The 21,719-nt window shown below is 61.4% G+C and carries 17 protein-coding genes; 10 read left to right on the top strand and 7 right to left on the bottom strand.

The features are described from left to right. Positions 1-82: 82 nt before the first annotated feature. Positions 83-508 carry a globin domain-containing protein gene (locus HNQ39_RS08930; RefSeq protein WP_184194158.1) on the bottom strand — a complete coding sequence of 142 codons (426 nt, stop codon included), beginning with the start codon at positions 506-508 and terminating at the stop codon, positions 83-85. Then, a complete protein-coding gene (locus tag HNQ39_RS08935) occupies positions 505-3,630 on the bottom strand; it encodes an ATP-binding protein (RefSeq protein ID WP_184194161.1) in 3,126 nt (1,041 codons plus the stop codon). The genes HNQ39_RS08930 and HNQ39_RS08935 overlap by 4 nt, the downstream gene beginning before the upstream one ends. Before the next feature lie 103 nt (positions 3,631-3,733). Between HNQ39_RS08935 and idi the strand changes: the two genes are divergently transcribed. From idi to HNQ39_RS08980, 9 genes are all read left to right on the top strand, one after another. Then, positions 3,734-4,255 carry an isopentenyl-diphosphate Delta-isomerase gene (idi, locus tag HNQ39_RS08940; RefSeq protein WP_184194164.1) on the top strand — a complete coding sequence of 174 codons (522 nt, stop codon included), beginning with the start codon at positions 3,734-3,736 and terminating at the stop codon, positions 4,253-4,255. 57 nt (positions 4,256-4,312) lie between these two features. After that, positions 4,313-5,005, top strand: coding sequence for a DUF1559 family PulG-like putative transporter (locus tag HNQ39_RS08945; protein WP_184194166.1), 693 nt, complete (start codon positions 4,313-4,315; stop codon positions 5,003-5,005). A gap of 90 nt (positions 5,006-5,095) precedes the next feature. Beyond that, positions 5,096-6,328: a PQQ-binding-like beta-propeller repeat protein gene (locus HNQ39_RS08950; RefSeq protein ID WP_184194168.1), complete on the top strand. Its 1,233-nt coding sequence runs from the start codon at positions 5,096-5,098 to the stop codon at positions 6,326-6,328. 2 nt (positions 6,329-6,330) lie between these two features. Further along, positions 6,331-7,422 (top strand): outer membrane protein assembly factor BamB family protein, encoded by a 1,092-nt coding sequence (locus HNQ39_RS08955; protein WP_184194171.1) that lies wholly within the window; start codon positions 6,331-6,333, stop codon positions 7,420-7,422. A 12-nt stretch (positions 7,423-7,434) separates the two neighbouring features. Beyond that, the gene (locus HNQ39_RS08960; protein WP_184194172.1) at positions 7,435-9,735 is read left to right on the top strand and encodes an outer membrane protein assembly factor BamB family protein; all 2,301 of its coding nucleotides are present in this window, start codon (positions 7,435-7,437) and stop codon (positions 9,733-9,735) included. A 180-nt stretch (positions 9,736-9,915) separates the two neighbouring features. Beyond that, positions 9,916-11,433, top strand: a complete 1,518-nt coding sequence (locus tag HNQ39_RS08965) for an outer membrane protein assembly factor BamB family protein (protein WP_184194175.1) — start codon at positions 9,916-9,918, stop codon at positions 11,431-11,433. Beyond that, positions 11,434-11,676, top strand: a complete 243-nt coding sequence (locus tag HNQ39_RS08970; protein WP_184194178.1) for a hypothetical protein — start codon at positions 11,434-11,436, stop codon at positions 11,674-11,676. Beyond that, positions 11,677-13,497: a sodium:solute symporter family protein gene (locus HNQ39_RS08975; protein WP_184194181.1), complete on the top strand. Its 1,821-nt coding sequence runs from the start codon at positions 11,677-11,679 to the stop codon at positions 13,495-13,497. Positions 13,498-13,596: 99 nt separating this feature from the next. After that, a complete protein-coding gene (locus HNQ39_RS08980) occupies positions 13,597-14,247 on the top strand; it encodes a hypothetical protein (protein ID WP_184194184.1) in 651 nt (216 codons plus the stop codon). Between the two features lie 28 nt (positions 14,248-14,275). Here the strand turns inward: HNQ39_RS08980 and HNQ39_RS08985 are convergent, their stop codons facing one another. Beyond that, entirely contained in the window at positions 14,276-14,812 is a 537-nt protein-coding gene (locus HNQ39_RS08985) for a DinB family protein (RefSeq protein WP_184194187.1), read from the bottom strand. Positions 14,813-14,819: 7 nt separating this feature from the next. Further along, complete coding sequence (locus HNQ39_RS08990) at positions 14,820-16,691, bottom strand: hypothetical protein (RefSeq protein ID WP_184194190.1); 1,872 nt, start codon at positions 16,689-16,691, stop codon at positions 14,820-14,822. A 72-nt stretch (positions 16,692-16,763) separates the two neighbouring features. Here HNQ39_RS08990 and radC point away from each other — a divergent pair, with 72 nt between their 5' ends. Further along, complete coding sequence (gene radC, locus HNQ39_RS08995; protein ID WP_184194193.1) at positions 16,764-17,447, top strand: RadC family protein; 684 nt, start codon at positions 16,764-16,766, stop codon at positions 17,445-17,447. Here radC and HNQ39_RS09000 read toward each other — a convergent pair. The 3 genes from HNQ39_RS09000 to HNQ39_RS09010 all read right to left on the bottom strand — a co-directional run bounded on the left by HNQ39_RS09000 (position 17,444) and on the right by HNQ39_RS09010 (position 21,640). Further along, positions 17,444-20,560: a hypothetical protein gene (locus tag HNQ39_RS09000; RefSeq protein ID WP_184194196.1), complete on the bottom strand. Its 3,117-nt coding sequence runs from the start codon at positions 20,558-20,560 to the stop codon at positions 17,444-17,446. The two genes, radC and HNQ39_RS09000, sit on opposite strands and share 4 nt — an antisense overlap. A gap of 152 nt (positions 20,561-20,712) precedes the next feature. After that, positions 20,713-21,030: a hypothetical protein gene (locus tag HNQ39_RS09005; protein WP_184194199.1), complete on the bottom strand. Its 318-nt coding sequence runs from the start codon at positions 21,028-21,030 to the stop codon at positions 20,713-20,715. Positions 21,031-21,298: 268 nt separating this feature from the next. Continuing rightward, a complete protein-coding gene (locus HNQ39_RS09010; protein WP_184194201.1) occupies positions 21,299-21,640 on the bottom strand; it encodes a hypothetical protein in 342 nt (113 codons plus the stop codon). Positions 21,641-21,719: the final 79 nt, after the last annotated feature.

Consider the following 21,719-nt stretch of genomic DNA (forward strand, 5'->3'; position numbering starts at 1 on the left):
GCTTAGGCCTCGTCCGTAAAGGGGCAGTGAGCTAAGCGTGAGAAAACCGTGAAAACGAAAAAAACGAAGATTTCTTTTTTGCCTACCCCGACTCGGCCGCCTCCTGCATGATGAGTGAGAGTAGGTTGTAGAACTCGTTCCAGGCCGCACGCACCTCCTCGGTGAGGGACTCGGGGCCGAGCTTCTCGCCCAGGGCCCAGAGAAGCACCTCCCCGACAACCTCGTAGTGGGCACTCTCGGCGCCGTAGAGCTTGTGGTTGCGCCCCGACTGCCAGACGGTCGGGACAAGATGATCGAGGCGGTCGAGGCTATTGTGGAGCATCACGAGCATCTGGGTGAACTTCTCCTCCTGGATGCTGAGCCGGTTGTGAAAGAGAGGGCGAACCCCAGGAGCGACCGTGAAAAGGCGGTCGTAGAAGAGGCTCGCTAGGGTCTCCTCCCCTGCAGGAGGCTCGGCGAGCGCGGCCTCGAGGACAGTGCGAAGGAGCTGTTTTTGTGTCTCAGTCATGGGGCGATGTTCTCCGGGTAGAGAAGAAAGACTTGGAGTGCGGCACCACGGTCGTAGTGCAGGGCGCGGTCTCGCTCTCGGGCGAAATCCAGAGGACCCAATGCGCTCTTAATGGGCTCCAGAGCGTTTTCGAGTGGTTCGTCGAAGTCATAGGATTGCTCTGGCTGGAGAACTTGCTCCAAGCGTTGCAAGCTCCCCCAGAGATGGGCCGTGAGTCGTTGTCGGTGTGGCAGAGGCTCCACAAGAGCTTCTTTAAGCACGAGACGTACCAGCTGGTTGGCACAGTTGAGCAGCTCCGATACATCGTCGGTGGCATCGGCCTGTTGCAGGCCTTGTCGTAACCACTCACGCGCCAGCTCTACTTGGTCACGCGCGGTGTACACCAGCCCCATTCCCACTAGAAAAACCGTCTCTCTGCTACGCATTCCGAGCTGACGTGTTAGAGTTAGTCCCTCCCGGACGCAGGTTTCCGCTTCCTCCAGGTCGTTTAGCTTCAGGTAGATCCCACACAGATTCCAGAGAACCGTTGCCACAGCAAAGTCATCTCCGATCTGCTGGACCATTATCAGGGCTTCACGCTCCAGTGCCGCGGCGGCTCGCAGATCCCCACAGCAACGCTCGGCATGCCCTAGGAGAAAGAGTCCAACAAAGGTACTACGCTGGTTGCCGATGATTCTATTGAGAGCAAGGCTATGCTCCAGATAACGGCGTGCTTGTTCAAGGTTACCCAAGCGAGTATAGAAGGTACCACAGTGAAGGGAAGCCACCGCCCGCTGCGGTAGGGTTCCATGATGCTCCAGATAGGCGTATCCTTCGAGGCAATCAGCTAGTAGCGCACTCATATCCTCGTTAGGTCTGGAGTGGGCCTCCCGCTGCGAGGCGGCAGCCTGACACTGAACCTGTGCTGCGCAAGAAAGCTCTCCTGCCTGCTTGTAGCTCTCATAGGCCTGCCGATGGTAGTTCAGTGAACGCGCATAACGCATCTGGGAATAAAGGATTCTTCCGAGAGCCTCTTGAACCCCGCCTTGGAGAGCAACCTCGTGAGCAGGAAGAGCCTCTAAAAGACTCTCCATCAGGCTTACACCCAAGTCATGTTGACCACGACGATCCCAGTAGCGCCAGAACGCCGTGGCCAGCCGTGCCCCTTGGAGGGGCTCACTCTGTTGGGCGTACTCCAGTGCTCCCTGAAGGTTCTCCGACTCTTGTGCGATCCCCTCAAAGTAACAGTACTGTTTGGGCGATTCATAGAGAGCGTAGTGCTCCTCAGCGTAGCGACAGAAGTAGCGCAGGTGGCTCTCTTGTGCCTGCTGAAGCCCCTCGGGGGTCTGGCGCTGCTGGGCGTAGGTGCGCACGGTCTCCAGCATCTTAAAGCGGAGCTCACCATCGGGCTGGGTGTAGGCACTGATGAGCGAGGCGGTGCGCAGTGCCTCTAGATCCATCAGAACCACGGGGCTGAGGTCCTCACAGACCTGCTCCGCGGCCTCCAGAGTCCACCCGCCCCGGAACACGGCGAGGCGCATCAGGATCGCCTGCTGGGCACCGGTGAGGCGCTTGATGCTCTCCTCAAGGGCGGCATGGAGGCTACTGTGGCGTGCCCCAGCCTCGCTACTGCGCCGCACGAGGAGACGCTGGTCCCTCTTCAGGCGGCTGCGGGTCTGCTCGGGGGAGAGCATTCCCAGCCAGGCGGCGGCGAGCTCTAGGGCCAGAGGGAGGCCATCAAGGTCCTGGCAGAGCGCAAGGAGCTCCGCCGTGTTCTGCGGGGTGAGGCTCAGGTTGGGCCGGATCTGTCGGGCGCGGTCGAGCAAGAGCGCCAGCGCGGCATCGTCGGGGCCAAGCGCCAGCGGCTCCAAGACCACTTCCTGCTCTCCAGGCACCTGGAGGGTGTGTTGCGAGGTGACCAGGCAGCGCAGGGAGGGCACACCCTGGAGCAGGCGCTGTAGGAGCTCGGTCAGCCCGGCCACCCCCTCGGCATTGTCTAGCAGAAGAAAGAGCTGTGGCTGGAGCTGGAGGCGCTGGATAAGAGTGGGCAAGAGAGCCCCTTGCGCCCGCTGCCCTCCCATCGCTTCGTAGATCGCCTGGAGGGTCTCTTCACCCGATGCGACCCGCTCCAGGGAGACATAGAGCACGGTGAGCCCTGTACTCGTGCTCTCCAAGCGGTGCCCCACCTCCAGCGCAAGCCGTGTCTTCCCCACGCCGGGAGGGCCGGTGAGGGTGACGAGGCGGGCGGTGCCTTGGGCGGAGAGGAGTGTCAGGAGGCGCTCCTGCTCGGCGAAGCGCCCCACGAAGCGGTCCAGCGGGGTGGGAAGGGTACGAGTGAGCGCGGGGGGCGTGGCCGCGGATGGCTCTTGAGCGGGCTCCAAGGGGGCGCTCGTGACTGTCCGCGCGACCGGCGCCTCGAGGGCGGCCTTCAGGGAGCTGGGGGGCTGTGTGCGTAGCTCTTTCCAGAACAGGCGCTCCAGGTCTTTCCAGTGGCGCGCCGCATCCGCGGGACGTCCGATCTGCACCAGGAGCTTGAGGAGCTGCTCCTGGGCGACCTCACTGAGGGGGTTGAGTGCCACAGCTGCCCGTGCATAGGCGAGTGCCGCCTCGGGCTCACTGGTGGCAAGCGAGGCGGCGAGCGAGAGCAGGGCACTGCGCAGGCGGTCCTCGAGGCGGTCCCGCTCGCTGAGCACCCAGGTCTCGTAGAAGCCGGGGAGGAGGTGGTGGTCGTAGAGCTCCAGTGCCCTGTCGAGTGCCTCGCGCCGTAGCTCCGGGTTCACACTGGCTCGTCGCAGACAGGACTCCAGCTCCACGACATCGCTCATTACCTGCTCGACCTCAAGGCCGACACTGGCGCGGCTGGCGCGGAGCACCTCTTCCTCCGAGGTTCCCACTTCATCGAGGGCACGGCGCAGGCTCGCGAGGGTCTGGCGGAAGCGGGTGCGGGTGACACCGGGGTCTTCATCGGGCCAGAGGAGCTCGATCAGCTCTTCACGGGGCCACTCTCGGAGGGGAGGGAGCGCGAGGCGAGCCAGCAGTAGCGCGGTTCGCCGCGTCTCAAAGCGTGTGGTGGCGCGCGTCCCTGCGCTTAATCGTAGCTTGCCTAAGAGATCAACCCGGAGCTTTGGTAAGGAGGCCGACATAGTGTTCTCTAATTCTCTAGAGCAGCCCGCTCCTCCTGCATGGATAAAGTGGCTAGATAGCGAAAGTGGGAACCTGGTGGGGCTTGTCTCCGTTACTAAGGGCGTGCAAGAGACAGTGATCTTGGTGGACGAGGCAGATAATGCGGTGGGGAGCTGTGAGAAGCTCGCGGCGCACCTTGATGGTGGCCAGCTCCACCGGGCATTCTCAGTCTTTGTCTTCGATGCGGCAGGCAGGCTCTTGCTCCAGCAGCGGGCGCGGGAGAAGTACCACTTCGGGGAGCTCTGGACCAATACCTGCTGCAGCCATCCCCGTCCCGGTGAGACCACCCTCGCCGCAGCGCAGCGCCGGCTCACCGAGGAGCTGGGCTTTACGGTTCCCCTCACGGAGAAGGGGAGCTTTCTCTACCGTGCCCACGACCCGATCAGCGGCCTCACCGAGCACGAGCTCGACCATGTCTTTGTCGGGCACTTTGAGAGCGCACCGACTCCCAACCCTGCTGAGGTAATGGACTGGCGCTGGCAGGCGATCCCTGAGATAGAGGCCGAGCTGACCGCACACCCCGAGCGCTTCACCCCCTGGTTTCCTCTGGCACTGAACCAATTTAAAAACTACTCGTCTGGCTAGTAGGTATTTTGGTGCCTGCTGGTGAATTTTTCAACAGATAAGGAAGGCCATTTTTCTATGCACTCGTCACGACGCTCTGCGTTTACGCTCATCGAGCTCCTTGTGGTGATCGCGATTATCGCGATTCTAGCCGCCATTCTCTTCCCCGTTTTTGCCCAGGCCCGCGAGAAAGCGCGCCAGACCTCCTGCCTCTCGAATCTAAAACAGTACTCTCTGGCGAACCTGATGTATGTGCAGGACTACGACGAGACCTTTCCCATGTCGGCCTATCTCAATGTCTCGTGTGTGGCGACTTTCTACTGGGCAGTGGCTCCCTATGTCAAGAACGACCAGATCACGCAGTGCCCGAGTGAGAAAGACGCGATGAATGTCCAGCTGCTCACCGGTGCGCCCTGTCCCAACACGCCCCCCATGAACAGCTACGTGGTCAACCCGGCGCTCTACGCCAGCGGGTTTGTCCCCAATGTTGCCACCCTCAGCCTGGCGTCGGTGAGTCGCCCTGCCGAGACCGTGATGCACTACGATGGCAATACCAACACCACGCAGCAGCAGATTGTCCAGGCCCGCCACCAGAACATGTTCGATGCGAGCTTTGTCGATGGCCACGCCAAGGCGATGCAGGCCACCCAGACCGGCACGACCCAGCAGTTCACGGTGATGGGCCCTGGCAAGCAGCTCAAGGTCTACCGAGTGGGTGCTAACGGCGGCTTCTATGCCGGCCAGAGCGAGTGCAACGGCATCCCCCAGTAACTAAAAGATCGTTTTTAGGCCCATTTATGGGTCTTGCCGACCACCCAGAGGGTACCCGGCGGGCTACTTTAGCCGCCCAGGAGAAATCGAATGAAAGCAGCGCGTTTCGTATTCAGTGTGGTAGCGTTAGGCGTCGTCTCGGCCGCCCTCGCGGCGGACTGGCCGCAGTTCCGTGGTCCCGAGCGGACCGGGCTCTCCAAAGAGACCGGGCTCCTGAAGGCATGGCCCGACGGCGGCCCCAAGCTCGCGTGGAAGGCCACCGGCCTCGGGGAGAGCCACACAACTGTCTCCATTGCCAAGGGCAAGGTCTTTGGCATGGGGCTGGTGGGAGAAGACGAAAAAGTCTGGGCGCTGGACGAGAAGACCGGCAAGCAGCTCTGGAGCGTCAAGATCGCCAACAAGATCGAGCTACAGGCACGCCAAGGCGGCTACGGCTCCCGCGCAACCCCCACGGTGGAGGGAGACTTCCTCTACACGATCGGGGTGGCGGGCGATGTGCTGTGCATGAAGGTCAGTGACGGTAGCATTGTCTGGCGGAAGCACCTTGTCACCGACTTTGGCGGCCAGGTTCCGGTTTGGGGCTATAGTGAGAGTCCGCTTGTGGATGGCAACAAGCTGATTGTCACGCCCGGTGGACAGAGTGCGATGGTTGCCCTCAATAAAACGACCGGGGCGACTATCTGGAAGTCGCCGCTAAGAAATCGCGCCTCGTACTCGTCGGCGCAGACCGCCATTGTCAATGGGCAGAAGCAGTACATTCAGTTTCTCGCCACGGGAGTCTTTGGGGTCTCGGCCACCGACGGAGCGCCGGTCTGGAACTACACCAACCCGGGCGGCGGCGAGTGGCGCGATATCAACTGCTCCATGCCGCTCTACCGCGATGGGATGGTCTTCGCCGCGACCGCCTACCAGAAGGGCGGCGGCCTGGTCAAGCCCGGAGCGGGAGCCGCACAGGAGCAGTACTTCCTGCGCGAGATGCAGAACCACCACGGCGGTATGGTCTTGGTGGGGGACTACATCTACGGCACGGGCAACAATAGCCTGATGTGTGTGGAGTTCAAGACCGGCAAGATTGTCTGGGAGAGCCGCGCACCGGGCAAGGGCTCAATCACCTACGCCGATGGCCTGCTCTATGTTCGCAACGAGCGTGGCCCGGTCACGCTGGTTGAGGCAAACCCGAAAGAGTATGTCCAGCGAGGGCAGTTTGAGCAGCCGGATCGAACCCGTGAGCCCGCGTGGGCCTACCCCGTGGTGGCCAATGGGAAGCTCTATATCCACGATATGGACACGCTTCTCTGCTACGACATCAAGGGTGGAAGGTAGCGATGGCGGACTGGCCCCAGTGGCGGGGCGCACTACGCAATGGAACGAGCCCGGAGACAGTCGGCTGGCGCGGGGGAAAGCCGCGCCCGCTCTGGCAGGCCGCGATTGGGCAGGGGTTTTCGTCGGTGGCCGTTGTCGGGGGCAAGCTCTACACCCTCGGTAATGCTGGGGGCACAGACTGGGTGCACTGCCTCAACGCGGCGACCGGAAAGCCTGTCTGGCAGTACAAGTACACCTGCGGCGCAGGCGACTACGGCGGCCCCCGCGCCACCCCGACTGTCCATAATGGCAATGTCTACACGCTCAGCCGCGAGGGGCTCGCGCTCTGCCTCAACGCCGCCACGGGGAAGCTCGTCTGGCAGCAGCGGCTGAGCGGTGCCGTGCCACAGTGGGGCTTTGCGGGCTCGCCGCTGGTTCAGGGAAGCCGCGTGATCTACAATGTCGGCACCAGTGGCACCGCGCTCGACAAGCTCACGGGGAAGATCCTCTGGAAGACGGGTGAGGGGCCGGCGGGCTACGCCGCGCCGGTGGCCTTCGACGGTGGCATCGCGATCTTCTCCGCCAAGGCGCTGGTCGCGGTCAGCGCCGCTACGGGCAAGACCCTCTGGCAGTACCCCTGGGAGACCAGCTACGATGTCAATGCCGCCGACCCGATCTTCTCGGGCGGCCAGGTCTTTATCTCCTCGAACTACGGCAAGGGGGGGGCGCTGCTCCGGCTGGGAAGCGGCGCGCCGCAGCCAGTCTGGCAGACCCGTGCGATGAAGAACCACTTCAACACCTGCGTGCTGCACAACGGCTTCCTCTACGGCAACGACGAGAACACGCTACGGTGCCTGGAGTGGGGCACGGGACGAGAGCGCTGGAGCCTGCGAGGAATCGATAAAGGCGGACTGATCTTAGCGGGCAACCAGCTGGTGGTGATGGGCGGCCGCGGCGAGCTGATCTTGCTGGCCGCCGACCCCAACAGGCTCACCGAGCAAGCGCGGGGGACGGTGCTCAGCGGCACCTGCTGGACCCATCCTGTACTTGCCAATGGCACGCTCTACTGCCGGAACCAAGAGGGCACGCTTGTCGCTTTAAACATGCGAGGGTAGTTTCGAGAACCTATGAAAACGAGAACAATTGCGCTTGCGGTGGGGCTCACCGCACTGATGGGGAGTAGTGTCGCTCTGGCGGATGTCCAGGGCTGGCTGAACTGGCGAGGACCGGCAGGAACCGGCATCTCGCAGGAGAAGGGCCTACCGACAAGCCTGGCCGCGCCACTCTGGAGCATCAAGCTCGCTGGGGGCGGGACGCCGGTGATCGCCAATGGCAAGGTCTACGCGCTGGGCTACGATGGAGTCGGGCCGGACCTGCAGGAGGTGCTGCTCTGCGCCGATGCCGAGACGGGCAAGAAGCTCTGGGAAAAGCGCTTCTCGGACTACCTCTCGGATATCACCTACGACCGCTACGCGATTGGAAGCCCTACCGTGGACCCGGAGACGGGAAATGTCTACATCCTGACATCGGCGGGGGTCTTTGCCTGCTTCACCGCCGACGGCAAGCCGGTCTTCCAGCACGCGATGATGGAGGAGCTGGGCCGCTTGACCTTCACCAATGGCCGCACGGGTGCCCCGACCATCCTCGACGACCTCGTGATTGTCCGTGGCATCACCAGTAACTGGGGCGGCGATGGCGCGGCGATGGATAGGCTCTACGCCTACGATAAGAAATCCGGCCAGCTGGTCTGGTCGTGTAGCCCTGGAGTCGCGCCCAAGGACAATACGTTTGGACGCCCGATCTTCTCCTGGCGCGAGGGCAAGCAGGTCTTCTACAGCGGCGCGGGCGATGGGAGCCTGATCTGTGTCAATGCGCGCACGGGCGAGCCGCTCTGGCGCTACCCGATCTCCGCGGGAGGGATGAACGCGACTGTCGTGCTCTACAAGCAGGGTACCCCCGACGAGACCGCGATCTGTATCCACGCCGATGAGAATATCGATGCCAGCAACGCCGGCCGCATGACCTCGGTGAAGACCGCGTCCGTGCCCAAGCCCCCGCCGCCCCCTGCGGTTGCCGGAGCTGCCGCCGGACCGCCCGTGCTGGACAAGAGCAACGAGGCGTGGCGCAACGACGATCTCGCGGCGGTCTCTAGCACACCCGTGCTGGTGGGGAAAAATCTCTACCAGACCGACAAGACCGGCTACCTCAACTGTATCGATGTGGAGACCGGCAAGATTCTCTGGAAGCAGAAGTTCGCCCCCGACCAGCTCCACGCATCACCTACCTACGCCGACGGCAAGCTCTACGTGCCGTTCCAGAACGGGACGTTCTGTATTCTCCAGCCCAACACCACCGGGGCTAAGGAGCTGGCGCGCACGCAGCTCGCGGGGCGCTGTATTGGCGCACCGGCGGTCTACAACGGGAAAGTCTTTGTCTTCTCCACCGAGCGGCTCTACTGCTTTGGCAAGAAGGGCGGCGCTCCCCAGGCGGCGGTGACATCGGTTGGCGCGATGAAGCCCAAGGCCGGCCCGACGGTCGCGCTGCAGGTGGTGCCCTCCGAGGTCATCCTTCGGCCTGGTGAGAAGGTCAAGCTCACGGTGCGGGGGATCGATGCCAATGGCTTTGTGACCGAGACCTTCGATGCCAGCAAGGCGACCTACGAGCAGTATGTCCCCCCCACCGCAAAAGTGCGTGCGCTCCTAGATGCCAAGTTCGAGAACGGGGAGATTATCGGTGGCACCAAGAGCTCCGCGGGGGCCTACCAGGTGACGGTCAATGGCTTCAAGGGGATCATGCGGGGGCGTGTCTTAACGGCGCTACCCTACACTGAGAACTTCGAGAGCTTCACCCCCACCGAGCCCGACCCGCTCGACCCAACCGCCAAGTTCGCCTACCCGCCGCTGCCTTGGATCGGGGCGCGCTTCAAGTTCGATGTGCGCGAGCTCGATGGCAACAAGGTCTTTGCCAAGACCCTGGACAATATCGCCTTCCAGCGCGCGACGGTCTTCTTCGGCCACCCCGACGAGAAGAACTACACGCTGGAGGCGGACCTGATGGTGGATGGCAACCGCCGCACCAAGTCCACGATTGGGCTGATCAACCAGCGCTACTACATCATCCTGAGCGGCAACGCCGATGAGGTCGAGGTCAACTCCAACCAGGAGCGCATCAAGGTCACGGTTCCCTTCAAGGTCCAGACCAAGACCTGGTACCGTATGAAGACACGCGTGGATGTCAACCCTGATGGCGTCTCGGGCGTGGTTCGTGCCAAGGTCTGGAAAAAAGACGAAGCCGAGCCCGCGGCGTGGACCATCGAGGTGCCGCATAAGAACGTCCATAAGCAAGGCGCTCCGGGGATGTTTGGCTACGCCCCGCAGGCACTGTTTAAAGCCTATATCGACAATATCTCGGTGAAGCCGAACGGATAGGATCGCTCGTGTTTGAATCGCTCCCATGAACGGGAGCGTCTTGCTGTCGTCGCAGGCTCCGACACAAAGGGCGCTACGCGCCCCTATGGCCGAAGACCTTCGTGTCCGAGGCACGAGGACAGCAAGACGCCCCCCTCCAACGGGGGCGGTTCAACGGGGGCGATGTGATGGAATCAAACGATGAAACGAAACGCACTACTTGCAACGACTCTGCTGGTGCTCAGCGCGGGCGCACTGGCCACACGCGCGGCGGACTGGCCCTTCTGGGGCGGTGGCCCCTCGCGCAACATGGTCTCCAACGAGAAGAATGTCCCCACCAGCTGGGACCCCGGCCGCTACAAAGGCAACACGGAAGAGATCGATCCCGCCACTACCAAGAACATCAAGTGGGTCGCCAAGATGGGCTCCCAGACCTACGGAAACCCCACTGTCGCGGGGGGGAAGGTCTTTATCGGCACCAACAACGAGAGTCCACGTGATGAGAAGCTTAAGGGCGATAGAGCCGTCTTGCTCTGTCTTGATGAGAAGACCGGCGAGATGCTCTGGCAGCTTGCGATTCCCAAGCTAGGCACGGGGAAGGTGAGTGACTGGGAGTTTCTCGGGCTCTGTTCCTCGCCCGCGGTGGATGGCGACAAGGTCTATATTGTCACCAACCGCTGCGAGGTGATCTGTCTGGATGTCAATGGTATGACCAATGGCAACCAAGGGGACCAAGACGAGGGCAAGTACCTGACGGATAAGGGTAAGCCGCTACACACGCCGGGAGCCAAGGACGCCGATATCCTCTGGCGCTTCTCCATGCGTGAGGAGCTAGGGGTCTTCCCACACAACATCACCAACTGTGGCCCGCTGATTATCGGCAACACGGTCACCGTGACCACATCCAATGGGGTGGACTGGACCCACACCAACATCCCCAATCCCAAGGCCCCTGCACTCTGCGTCTTGGACAAGAACACGGGCAAGTACCTCGGGGAGGAAGGCAGCGGGGTCTCCAGCCGCACACTGCACTCCAACTGGTCCTCGCCCGCCGGCGGTCCCGTCAATGGCAAGGACACCGTGATCTTTGGGGGGGGCGATGGCATCTGCTACGCCTTCGATCTGGCCAGTGCGGTGGGCGGCGACCAGAGTGTCCTAAAGGAGCTCTGGAAGCTGGACTGCAACCCGCCTGAGTACCGGATGAAGAACGGCAAGCCTCTCAAGTACGCCACGTTTGATGGACCCAGTGAGGTGATTGCGACTCCCGTGCTCTACAACAACCGTGTCTATGTTCCCATTGGGCAAGACCCGGAGCATGGTGAGGGGATCGGGCAGATGCTCTGTATCGATGCGGTCACTGGCAAGACGATCTGGACCAACAAGAGCATCCACCGCTCGCTCTCCACTCCGTCGGTTGTCGGAAACCTGGTCTTTGTCAACGACTACTCCGGCTTTATCCACTGCTTCGACACCGAGACCGGCAAGCTCTACTGGAGCTTCGACACCAAGAGCCACATCTGGGGCTCCACCATGGTCGCCGATGGCAAGATCTATGTGGGCACAGAAGATGGCGATATCGTGATCCTAGCCGCAAGCAAGACCCTTAAAGAAGTGGGGCGGATCGACATGCGCGCTCCGGTCTACGCCACCCCGGTGATCGCCAATGGGGTGCTCTATATCGGCACGCCCACGCATCTCTATGCGATTGGAACCAAGTAGATGAAAAACTATGCGCTGGCCCTGCTGGTAGCCGCAGTCTATGTGGCCCATCAGGACTTCTGGAACTGGAACGATAGGGGCCTTGTGCTGGGGGTCTTGCCGGTTGGGCTGGCGTACCATGCCTTCTATGCTTGCCTTGCCGCAGTGATGATGTTTATCCTGGTCAAGTTCGCCTGGCCCACGCGGCTAGAGGCGGAGATTGAGGCCCTCGGCGATGCCGCCATTCAGGTGGAAGGACACTAAATGGGACCGTTAATCGTCATCCTGATCTACCTGGCGGTGGTCACCTACATCGGTAGCGTGGCTGTCCGTCGGGGCAAGAACAACACCGAAGACTTCTTCCTGGCAGGCCGCTCGATCGGCCCGATGGTCTTCTTCCTCTCGCTCTTTGCCACCAATATGACGGCATTTGCGATTCTGGGAAGCTCAGGAGCGGCCTATAAACAAGGCGTCGGTATCTTCGGCATGATGGCCAGCTCGTCGGGGTTCATGATCCCCCTGACCATCTTCCTGATCGGCACCCGCCTCTGGGCGTTGGGCAAGCGCTTTGGCCACATGACCCAGGTTGCCTTCTTCCGCGACCGCTGGGAGTGCTCCGGGATCGGAACCTTTATCTTCGCCCTCAGCGCCGCGATGATCGTCCCCTACATGATTATCTCGATCATCGGGGGCGGGACGGTCCTAGAGGAGATGTCCAAGGGGCTCGTTCCCTACTGGCTGGGCTGCTTGCTCGTGACCCTTGTGGTGACCCTGACGGTCTTTCTGGGGGGGATGCGTGGGACGGTCTGGGTCAATGTCTTTCAGACCATCTTGTTCATGCTCTTTGGTACCCTGGCGCTACTGGTCATCAGCAGCAACCTCCCTGATGGCGGCTTTGGCGCGGTACTCAGCAAGCTCGGGGCCTCGCCCAAGGGCTTTCTCCTGAGCCGGGAGAAGATGCCCGCGGAGGTCTTCTGGAGCTACTCACTGATCCCACTGAGCTCGATCATGTTCCCGCACATGTCGATCATGTGTCTGTCGGCCAAGAAGATGTCGGCGTTTAAGAACACGGTTGTCGCCTACCCTCTGGCAATCATGGCGGTCTGGCTCCCGAGTGTCTTTCTGGGGATTATCGGGGCGGGTGTCTTCCCCACGCTAAAGGGCACGGAGACGGACGGGGTCCTGCTGAAGCTCCTGACCGAGTACGCTCCGGTCTGGGTCTCCGGGATCCTGGGGGCAGGAATTATCTCGGTGGTGATGGGGAGCGATGCGCACCAGGTGCTCGCGCTCTCGACCATGTTCACCAAGGATATCTTCGACTACTACGGGGGACGTCAAAAGTTCGGGGAGAAGAGTAGCATTCTCTTTGCCCGTGGCTTTATCGTGGTCCTGACCGTGGTGGCCTACCTGATCGCTCTTGCCAAACCGCAGAGCATCTTCGAGCTCGCGGTCCGCTTTGCCTTCACCGGCTTTGCCGCACTCGCTCCGGTCATGGTGGCCGCGCTCTTCTGGAAGCGTAGCACCAAGTGGGGGGCGCTGGCCGCGACCCTCTGGGTGACCTTCTGGCTCTTCTTGACGGGCTACCTCACCACCATCTCTGAGCCGATTGGCCAAGAGCTCGCGAAGGCGCAAGCAGCGGCGCAGGGGGGCAAGAAACCCGGCGGCAAGCCCGGTGCGGGGCCTGTGGAGGGCGGCAAGCCCGCAGGGGCACCCGAGGTCCAAGCCAGCCCCGCAGCCCCGGCGAGCCCGGGTGTTGAGCCCACGCCTGCGGCTGCTCCGGCAAGCCCTAGTATCGAGCCCACGCCTCCCGCCCCGACCGAGAAGCCGGCGGGTGCGCCGGAGGCCGGCAAGCCCGGACCTGGAGGGAAGCCTGGTGGCAAGAAACCCGTGACTGCCAAGCCCATCTTCCCTGAGCTTGGTGGGCTCTTCATGCGCTCCGCCGCTCAGGTGACGGTCTATGGCTACCTGCCGGTTGTGCCGATGGTGGTCGGCTCCGCGCTCCTGATGATTCTCTTCTCGCTGGCGACCAAGCCTCCGAGCAAGGAGACAATCGAGAAGTACTTCCCGGGTAAGGCCGAGAAGTAGGCAAGAAAAGCCCGGAGAGCCCCTCTCCGGGCTTTTTTCTTTTAGCTCCCGTAGTTCTACTTGCTTCAGTCGGGGCAGGCACCAACCGAGAATAAGCCTATGACTCGCGTTAACTTTCCTGATCATAAGCTCTCGTTCGAGGCTCCGGTTGGTTTTCGGCGCACTGCGGCGCCGGGATTTCTCTGGTGTGGCCGAAGTGCCGCGGGGGAGCGGGTGACCGTGCAGCTCTGGAAGCGCAATACAGGGCTGAGCCAGCTCGCCCCCAGCTCCTCGGCGCTGGCCTATGCCCACCTCCACAAAAAGACCCCACTGAAGTCGTTTATGCGTGGCCCTGCGGAGGGGATGCAGGTAGGGGGCGCGGTTGCCTCCTTTGCGGGGATCGAGCGGAAAGAGTTTGGCAAGCCCGTACGAAGCTACCAGATGCTGATACTCTTTGCGGGTAATCTCTACTTATTTGAGTACATGGCACCCGCACCCCTCGCGGAGAAGGGGGCGAAGGGCTTTAGCCGGATGCTGGATAGTGTCCGCTGGGAGGGGCTAACCGGGCGCATCGCCCCCGCTAAGACCTTACCTGCGGCCGCAAAGCCGGGAGGACCACTGCCGATACCGGGCGCACCGACGGCGAAGGCACCGGCCGTGCCACCTGGGCGGCCCAGTGTCAGCCCGACCCAGCCCCCGCAGATGCCCCGCATCCCCCGCTCCCGTGCGACCTCGACACAGGGTGGGGGCGTGCTCGGCACGGGCCTCTAGCCCTAGAGCGCTCCCGCGGAGCGTCGGCCTACTTTTGGTGAGGAAGAAGTGTCTCCGCTTTGTCGAGATGGTAGTCGGTGTGAACTAGCATGGCGGCAAACCAGGCACCCAGCGAGAGCTTCAGGAGGGGGATTGCCGCTGAGGGCACCCGAATCCGCTTGAGGTCTGCCGCCTGTGTCTGCTCCACCACGGCAATCAGCCGGGCGTGGGCGGCGGCGTAGCGCGTGAGGACGGCGTCTTTTTCCAGACGCGCCTCGCTGGGCTCGAAGCCCTTGGGAACCGGGTTCATCCGCCCCCCCGGCTGCGCCCCGACCATCGTGATAAACTTACGCTCCAGGAAATTGGGCTTCCAGGCCGTGGGATCGCCCGCGGGGATCGGCCCATTAGCCAGGACACTCTCCATCTCCCCCGTTGCCTTCTCCAGCACCACACTCACGTGGTCGAGCTGCATCCCTAGTGACCAGGTGTCGGTGTCGGGGCGGGCATTGAGCTGGTCGTCGGTGAGGCCCTCCGCGAGCGCTCTGCCTCGTGCGGCCTGGGCTTGAAGTCTCTCTTGTGTTGTCATGATGGCTCTATTTTCGCACAAGAGAGGCCGCGATGTCACGGGTAAAGGCGGGAATCGGGAGGGTGAGTTGGCCGCTGGCCGTGGCACTCAGAGCCTCCTCACGTAGGACCGTGCCCGCAGTGGTGTCCCACCAGGTGAGCTTGTAGCGTCCCACCCGCAGCCCGCTCAGGGTGACCGTCCCGCCACCGGGGTGGGCACCGCGGGCGGTCCGCCGTAGCCAGAGCGCAGCGCGTGTGCCGTCGGACTTAGCGAGGGCGGCAACCGACGACCCCACAGGCCCGACAGTGAGCTTGTGGAGGGTCACCCAGTCCGCGCCGGGGTTCTCGAGGGTGATTGTGTGCGAGCCCGCCGGAATCGCCGCCGTGAGGGTCTCATTGACCGTGGTGTCGCGGGCACTGGCGGGCCAGGCTTTCTGGGTGACCGTCTTTCCGTCGACTTTGATCACCAGGCTCCCTCCGGCACGGGCGACTGTCTGCACCTCCACCACGACTGTCCCGGGCTGGCGCAGGGTGACAGGAAGGTCGGCCTTGAGGAACATCTCACGGTGGGCGCTGCCTTGGAGGAAGCTGGGCATCTCCCCGATCCCCTCGATCGTGCCCTCCGCACCGATAGGAAACTCCGTCCGCTTGGTCTCGCCCCAGCCCTTGCCCGGACCCGATGAGGCCACGCCGCCATCGGGGGTGCTGACACGGACACTCACGCGGCGCAGCGCTGTCACCCCAGAGAGCCGTACAAAGCCCGTGGCGGCCTTAAAGAGCCCGTAGAGGTTGCGCCGCTCGACCTGGTCCCAGGTCCAGTACTGCGCAGCCCCAGAGGCATCGGAGAAGAGGCTCGCCCAGAGACCCGCCTTGAGGGAGTTGCCATCGTCGCTGTTCAGATCGCCCGAGGGGCCAATCTCGCCGTAGAAAATCGGCTTTGTGGTGGGCTTCACGGCCAGCGCGGTCGCCGCGAGATCCGGGGGGTAGGCGTGCGGCTGCTCGTAGTCCATGGCGGTGTAGAGCTCCGCGCCGCTCAGGTGGGAGCTGGTGGTGATGAGATGCTGGTGGATGTCGAGACCGCGCAGGTAGGCTGCCATGGTCTTATGCCACTCCTCGACTGTCTTGGGGGCACTCTTGGCTCCCTCGGTCCACTCCACCTCGTTGAAGAGCTCCCAAGCCAGGATACTCGGGGAGTAGCCCCAGCGTGCGACACTGTAGCGGAGCTTGTTCTTGGTGCGCCGGAGCGCCTCGGGGTGGGTGAAGAACTCCGCGGTGGTGCTTAAGAAACCACCGTTCTTCACGTTCCAGGGGTTCTCTCCCCAGTTGGAGTTGACGTTGAGCGCGTAGGGGCCGTGGTGCTGCAAGACTAGCTGGAAGTGAATCCCGTACTTCTGCGCTGCCGCCACAATCGCGTCCCAGCGCCGCGCGACCGTCAGGCTCAGGGTATCGTCTTTGGTCTCCCAGTCTAGGTTCTTGCCGTCCCAGTGGCACATCCAGACCCGTGACCAGTTCTCGCCGGCCGCCCCCAGCTTTGCAAAGGCAGCGGCCACATCAAAGCTCCCCGAGCGCCACGCGACGTTGTGCCCCAGCGGCCAGTAGAGCGCACCGTCGTCGTAGACAAACCCCGTTCCCTTGCGTCGGACAAAGCGCAGGGGCTGCGGCTGTGCGGTCGTGGTGAGCTTGGCGCGTACGGGCACGCCATTGCGTGTCACGCCTACTGCTTGCCAAGAGCCCTCTGCTGTCAGCCGTGCCCTCCAGGTCGTCCCGCCATCGAAGAACGCGAGCTGGTTTTTGGTCTTTCCCCCGGGCCCACGGAAGAGAACACGAACATCGTTTTTCTCGGGGTCAAAGGGATTTCCCAGCGCACTGGGCAAGGGAAACAAAGTTTCATAGGTCGTCATGAAAATATTTTAGCTGATTTTTATCAGATTTGGCCTTGCTCACCCGTTCTAGGGGCGGAGGAAGACAACCTGATGTACCACACACGAATCCGCGAGCTCCCGACCGAAGAGCGGCCCCGGGAGCGCCTGATCCACTACGGCGCCGATGCGCTCTCGGTCTCGGAGCTCCTGGCGATCTTGCTACGAACCGGCACGGAGAAGTATAGCGCGGTCGGGCTGGCGGACCATCTGTTGGCCCAGTTTGGCAACCTGCGTGGGCTGGCCCACGCCACCATTGAGGAGCTTGCGGGCGTCCATGGGATTGGGCCCGCGAAGGCGGCGCAGCTCAAGGCGGCGATCGAGCTAGGACGGCGGCTCGTGGCGGCGAGCCCGGAGGAGCGCACCAAGATCCGCTCCCCACGCGATGTCTATAACTTGCTGGGGCCGATGCTACGGGAGGAGAAGCGGGAGCACTTTATGGCGCTTCTCTTGGACACGAAGAACGGGGTCCTACGGAGCCGGACGGTCTCCGTGGGCGATCTCTCTAGTAGTATTGTCCATCCACGTGAGGTCTTTGCGGAGGCGATCCGGCACTCCGCGGCGAGCCTGATTGTCGCCCACAACCATCCGTCAGGCGATCCGGCTCCCAGTCCGGAGGATATCGCGGTCACCAAGCGCCTCGCGGAGGCAGGGGAGCTGCTTGGGATCGAAGTGCTAGATCATATTGTCTTGGGGGACAACCGCTGGGTCTCACTCAAGGAGAAGGGGCTCTTCTAGAACTTCACCCCGAGCTTGGCCTCGGCCTTGTAGTCGGTGCGCTGGGTGCTGGAGGCGACCGCAAGGTTCGAGGTCATGGTTCCGCCCATGGTGAAGTTGACTGCAGAGCCCACATTATGGGTTACCCCGAGGGTGTAGACCTGCAAGCCCTTTGGCCCGGCACCGTAGAAGAATGTATTTTTGTACGAGCCATTGAAGTTGGTGTAGCGGTTGAAACGCAGCCCCAGGGTGAGCTGGTACTCTCCGAAGGTGGGGGCTCCGGCTTTAATGGCCTCGGGGTTCTTGGCATCGTACTCGTTCATGGCGTAGGTGCCGCCCAGCTGGATCGCGCCGAGGTTGGCCGCGAGCCCGTACTCACGCCGGGTCAATGCGGTGATCTGGTTCTGCTTGGCGGGATCCTCAGGGTTGAGGACATAGGCCCCGGTCACCTGAAAACCGGAGAAGGGCCGGAGTGCGAGCTTTGCATTGGCGGTATCCAGGTTCGCGGCGACATTGGGGGTTGGAGTTCCTAGAGCAAAGCGATCCTTAAGGTTTCCGGTAAACTGAAAGGCGCTCTTGTCGGTGCCCAGCGCTGCGCCGTACTGTGTTGTCCCCACACGTGTCGTCCCATCGTCGGTGGACTGCCAGGCACCGGTGAGCTTGGTACCCGGAGCTGGCATGAGCTCTGCCCCTGTGGTGAGGCTCGATATATTTTTTGTGGTTCCCGTGCTCTTATCGGGCATGATCGGGGTGATGTACTGGTCTTTTTGCTCCGCAGAGAGCACGACTTTCGGCGAGGGCTGGAGCTTGACTCCGACACCTTGCTTTTGCTCGGTCGCGGCGCCTGTCTCAGCCTGCCCAGTCGTCAGGGTGATGGTGGCTCCCGTTCCCTTGGTGCCTCCTGGAGCGGCAAGCGAGAGCGCGGTCTCCTGGGAGACACCCGTTGTCTTGGGATCGGGGGTATTGATCTCTGCTTGGGTGGTGCGGACAATGGCATCGGCCGCTCCAAGCTTGCTGGTGAGCTCCGTCTTATTGGTAACCAGCTCCGTCTTACGGGCAGCAGGGTCGGTTTTATCGTCTTCGGTGCGGATAAAGGCAAGGGTTGGGCGTTTAGGGCTGCTCACGAGCCGGACTTGAAAGGTGGCGAGGTCGGCTTCCGTGGACTTCTGGTCTGCCGTGACAACATTATTTTGCTGAAGCTGGTAGGCAAGGTCAGCCGACCCGATTTTATGGGCGACATCGTAGCGGCTGGCGACCGCTCCAAACCAGTCCTTGCCCTCTTGCTTGCGCTCATCCTCCGAGCGGAAGAAGCCGAACTTGGGCTGCTTTTTCCCATCGCCGTAGCCCAGGTTGTAGGCTTGCTGCTCGATATCAAAGCGCTTTTTATCCGGGGTAACTTGGTCGGCACTGGTGGACTTCACATCGACACTCAGGGGGCCAAACTGATTTTTCAATCCCGCGATATTGCTATCGGTCTTAGTGATCCCTGCGGCATCGGTGCGCTCCTCATCCACCCGAGTGAGCTGAAGCGCTGGCATGCCGGGCTTCTTCCCGCTGTAGTTGAGTCCGAGGGTTTGGGTCTCAAGCTCGACCTGTTTTTTATCGGGAGTGGCGGTGAGGACTTTCTGCGTCCGTGCCACCAGGTCCGCGACTCCAAACTGCCCCGCCCGCAGCTTGCTGGCGAGCTCGGCTTTATCTGTCCCTGAGCCAACTCGGACACCGGCTGGGTTGATCGTAAAATCATTATTGCGGGCGATATTGAGGCTCGGCTGGTTCTTGGGTGCGTAGGCCAGGTTGTAGGCTTCCTGGTAGACCTGAGTCACCTGCTTGACATTTTTCTCGTTGGTGGCGACACGGCTCTTGTTGGTCTTTGCGTTAAAGGCGATCCCGCTGACATTGCCCGCTAAGTCGCCCTTCTCCACCTGTGAGCCTGTCTTGAAGCCGGTGATATCGGTCTTGGAGTCCTCAACACGGTTCAGGTTGAGGGTTGGAGCACCTTTCGCATTCAGGTTAAAGGCAAGGTTCTCCTGGAGGGCAGCGCTCTGCTTCTTATCTGGAGCCGTGGTCGTGGTCTCGTTGCGCTTAGCGACAAGGTTGGCGGCTCCGACCTTACCCGCAAAGTCCCCGCCCTCCGTGACAATGGCGGTGAGCTGGCCCTTGGCATCGGTCTTATTCTCCGTGTTGCGGAGGAGGTTGGCGACAGGGGTGCCTTTGGTGCCTCCCAGCCGAAAGCCCAGGCTCTGTGCCTCAGTAGCACCCTTGCCATTCAGGTCTCGAATCTCACTGCGCCCGACATTGAAAGCGAGCCACTGGGCCGCGGTCATTCGGCCCGCCATTCCAAGACTCTGTACCGCGTCGGAGTAGCCTAGGCTCTTACCAACACTGGAGGCAAAGTCCTTCCCACTGCGCAGAAACGAGAGATCTACTCCATTTTTAGCATTGCCTGCACCGTAGCCCAGTTTCATTCCCAGCTTATCCGCCGCCACTCCCGTGGTGGTGCCTTGTCCCCCCGCGTCTGGGGCGAAGTTGAGCTGCGAGGTAAAGCCCCCTCCCAGTAGCTGGCTCTTGGAGCCTAGGTTAAGAACCATGCGTGGCCCATTGGTATCTGCTGTTGGCATCGCGGTCATGGAGAGATTAGCGATCCCGAGGGCGGCGAGGGAGACAGTCAGGGGAGCAGCAGGGGTGGCATTGGGGTTCTTCTGGGCAATGCCAAGATAGTAGCCATAGCGTATCCGAACGAGCTGTGTTCGCTTAATGGGGAGCTGGAAGGCAAGCTCACCTTTAGTGACATCTATATTGTAGGAGCCTGCTCCCAAGAGTTTCCCGTCCAAAAACACCTGGACAGGGTTCCCGACGCCCGTTTGGAAGTTGCGCCATGTCAGCACATACGGGCCAGGTTTCTCTTGCCCGAGGAAGGTGTCATCTGCCATCGTCGGCAGGGCAAGGTTGGTGGCGTACTTGGGGGTTTGCTGGAGCTGAAGGATACTACTACGCACAGGCGGCGGCGGTGGTGGTGTGGGCTGCTGCGCCCACACCTGCACTCCCGCGACGAGCGGCAAGACGAGCGAGAGGGTGAGGCAGGCCTGCCTCGGGACGACTCCCTGTTTGTGTGTGCTTGTTTTAATCCTTCTCATGGTGACGGTTTGCATTCCCTCTAGAGATACTGTTGGTCTGCGTCTCCGGTTCCCTTAGACTATATTCTACCGCCGACGTTTCACTTTTGAAACAAAAAGGCCTCCCCTCTCATGAGGGGAAGCCTGACAATAAGGATTCGGTGGAAGCGAGACTAGTCACCACCACCCCAGGAGATGTTGGGGGCAATGCTAGCAAACGAAGTCCACGAGATGTTGTCCGTAACGACGCTACCATTCGGATTGACTCCAGTAACGGTAACACCACTTGATGAGGTCGAAGCTACCACAATTGCTCCCGCAGAAAGGGTCTTTGTACCATTTCCGCTTGTCCACTCAATATTGTCATTGGCAGTGCCCACGATGACGCTGTCAACGGCCGCGATAGCAACCGGGGCTGCCTGGACCATTGCGGGGGCGCTGAAGATACCCAGGAGGGCACAGGCTCCCAGTAAAGCAAAGATTCGTTTCATACTCTCTAACCTTTCTAACTTGAACTTTTAAACTGACTCACCACTTCACTTTGCCGAGGATTTATTTTCCTCTGACAAGATCTCCTTTGGGTGTAGAGGGTATCCCTCGATACCTAGAGATACTATATTTAATCTGAGAATTTTGCTGTTGTCAAGTGGTGTGAGATTTCTCCCTCAGGGTAATTTTACGAGTCTTTTTGAAGGGAACTGAAAAAAAGAGAGGCCCATCAAGGGGGCCTCTCGGTCAGGGGAGCAAAGCGCGTCGGGGTTAGAGGTGCTGGGCACGCTCTGCGCGAAGCTGGTCTACAAGCGATTGAGGGGATAGATACGGCAGGATCGCACAGGCAAGAATCACAGGCCAGACTATTGCTTCGACCCCATCCTCAATCCCAAAGGGCGAACCGAAGATCAGTGTGAGGAGCTCAAGGGGAACCTCAAGCACCTGAATCACCAACATCCCTGCTATCCCTAGTACAAGCGCCAGTGCTTTCTCAGCGAGGGGAAGACGCTTGTCTCTGAGGAGAGCAAATCCTAGAGCGATATCTACCCTGCGGCGAATCGCTACGGTTGCTGCTTGTGCGCCTGCCATCTTGAGTTGCTGTTTGTTCATCGAACCCTCCTGTACTTAGTCACTCTAGAGAGCATTATTGTTGCGGAAAGTGAGGCGTAACCAAAGCGGGCACTTCTAC

Origin of the sequence: Armatimonas rosea (genome assembly GCF_014202505.1) — a bacterium.
Lineage (GTDB): Bacteria > Armatimonadota > Armatimonadia > Armatimonadales > Armatimonadaceae > Armatimonas > Armatimonas rosea.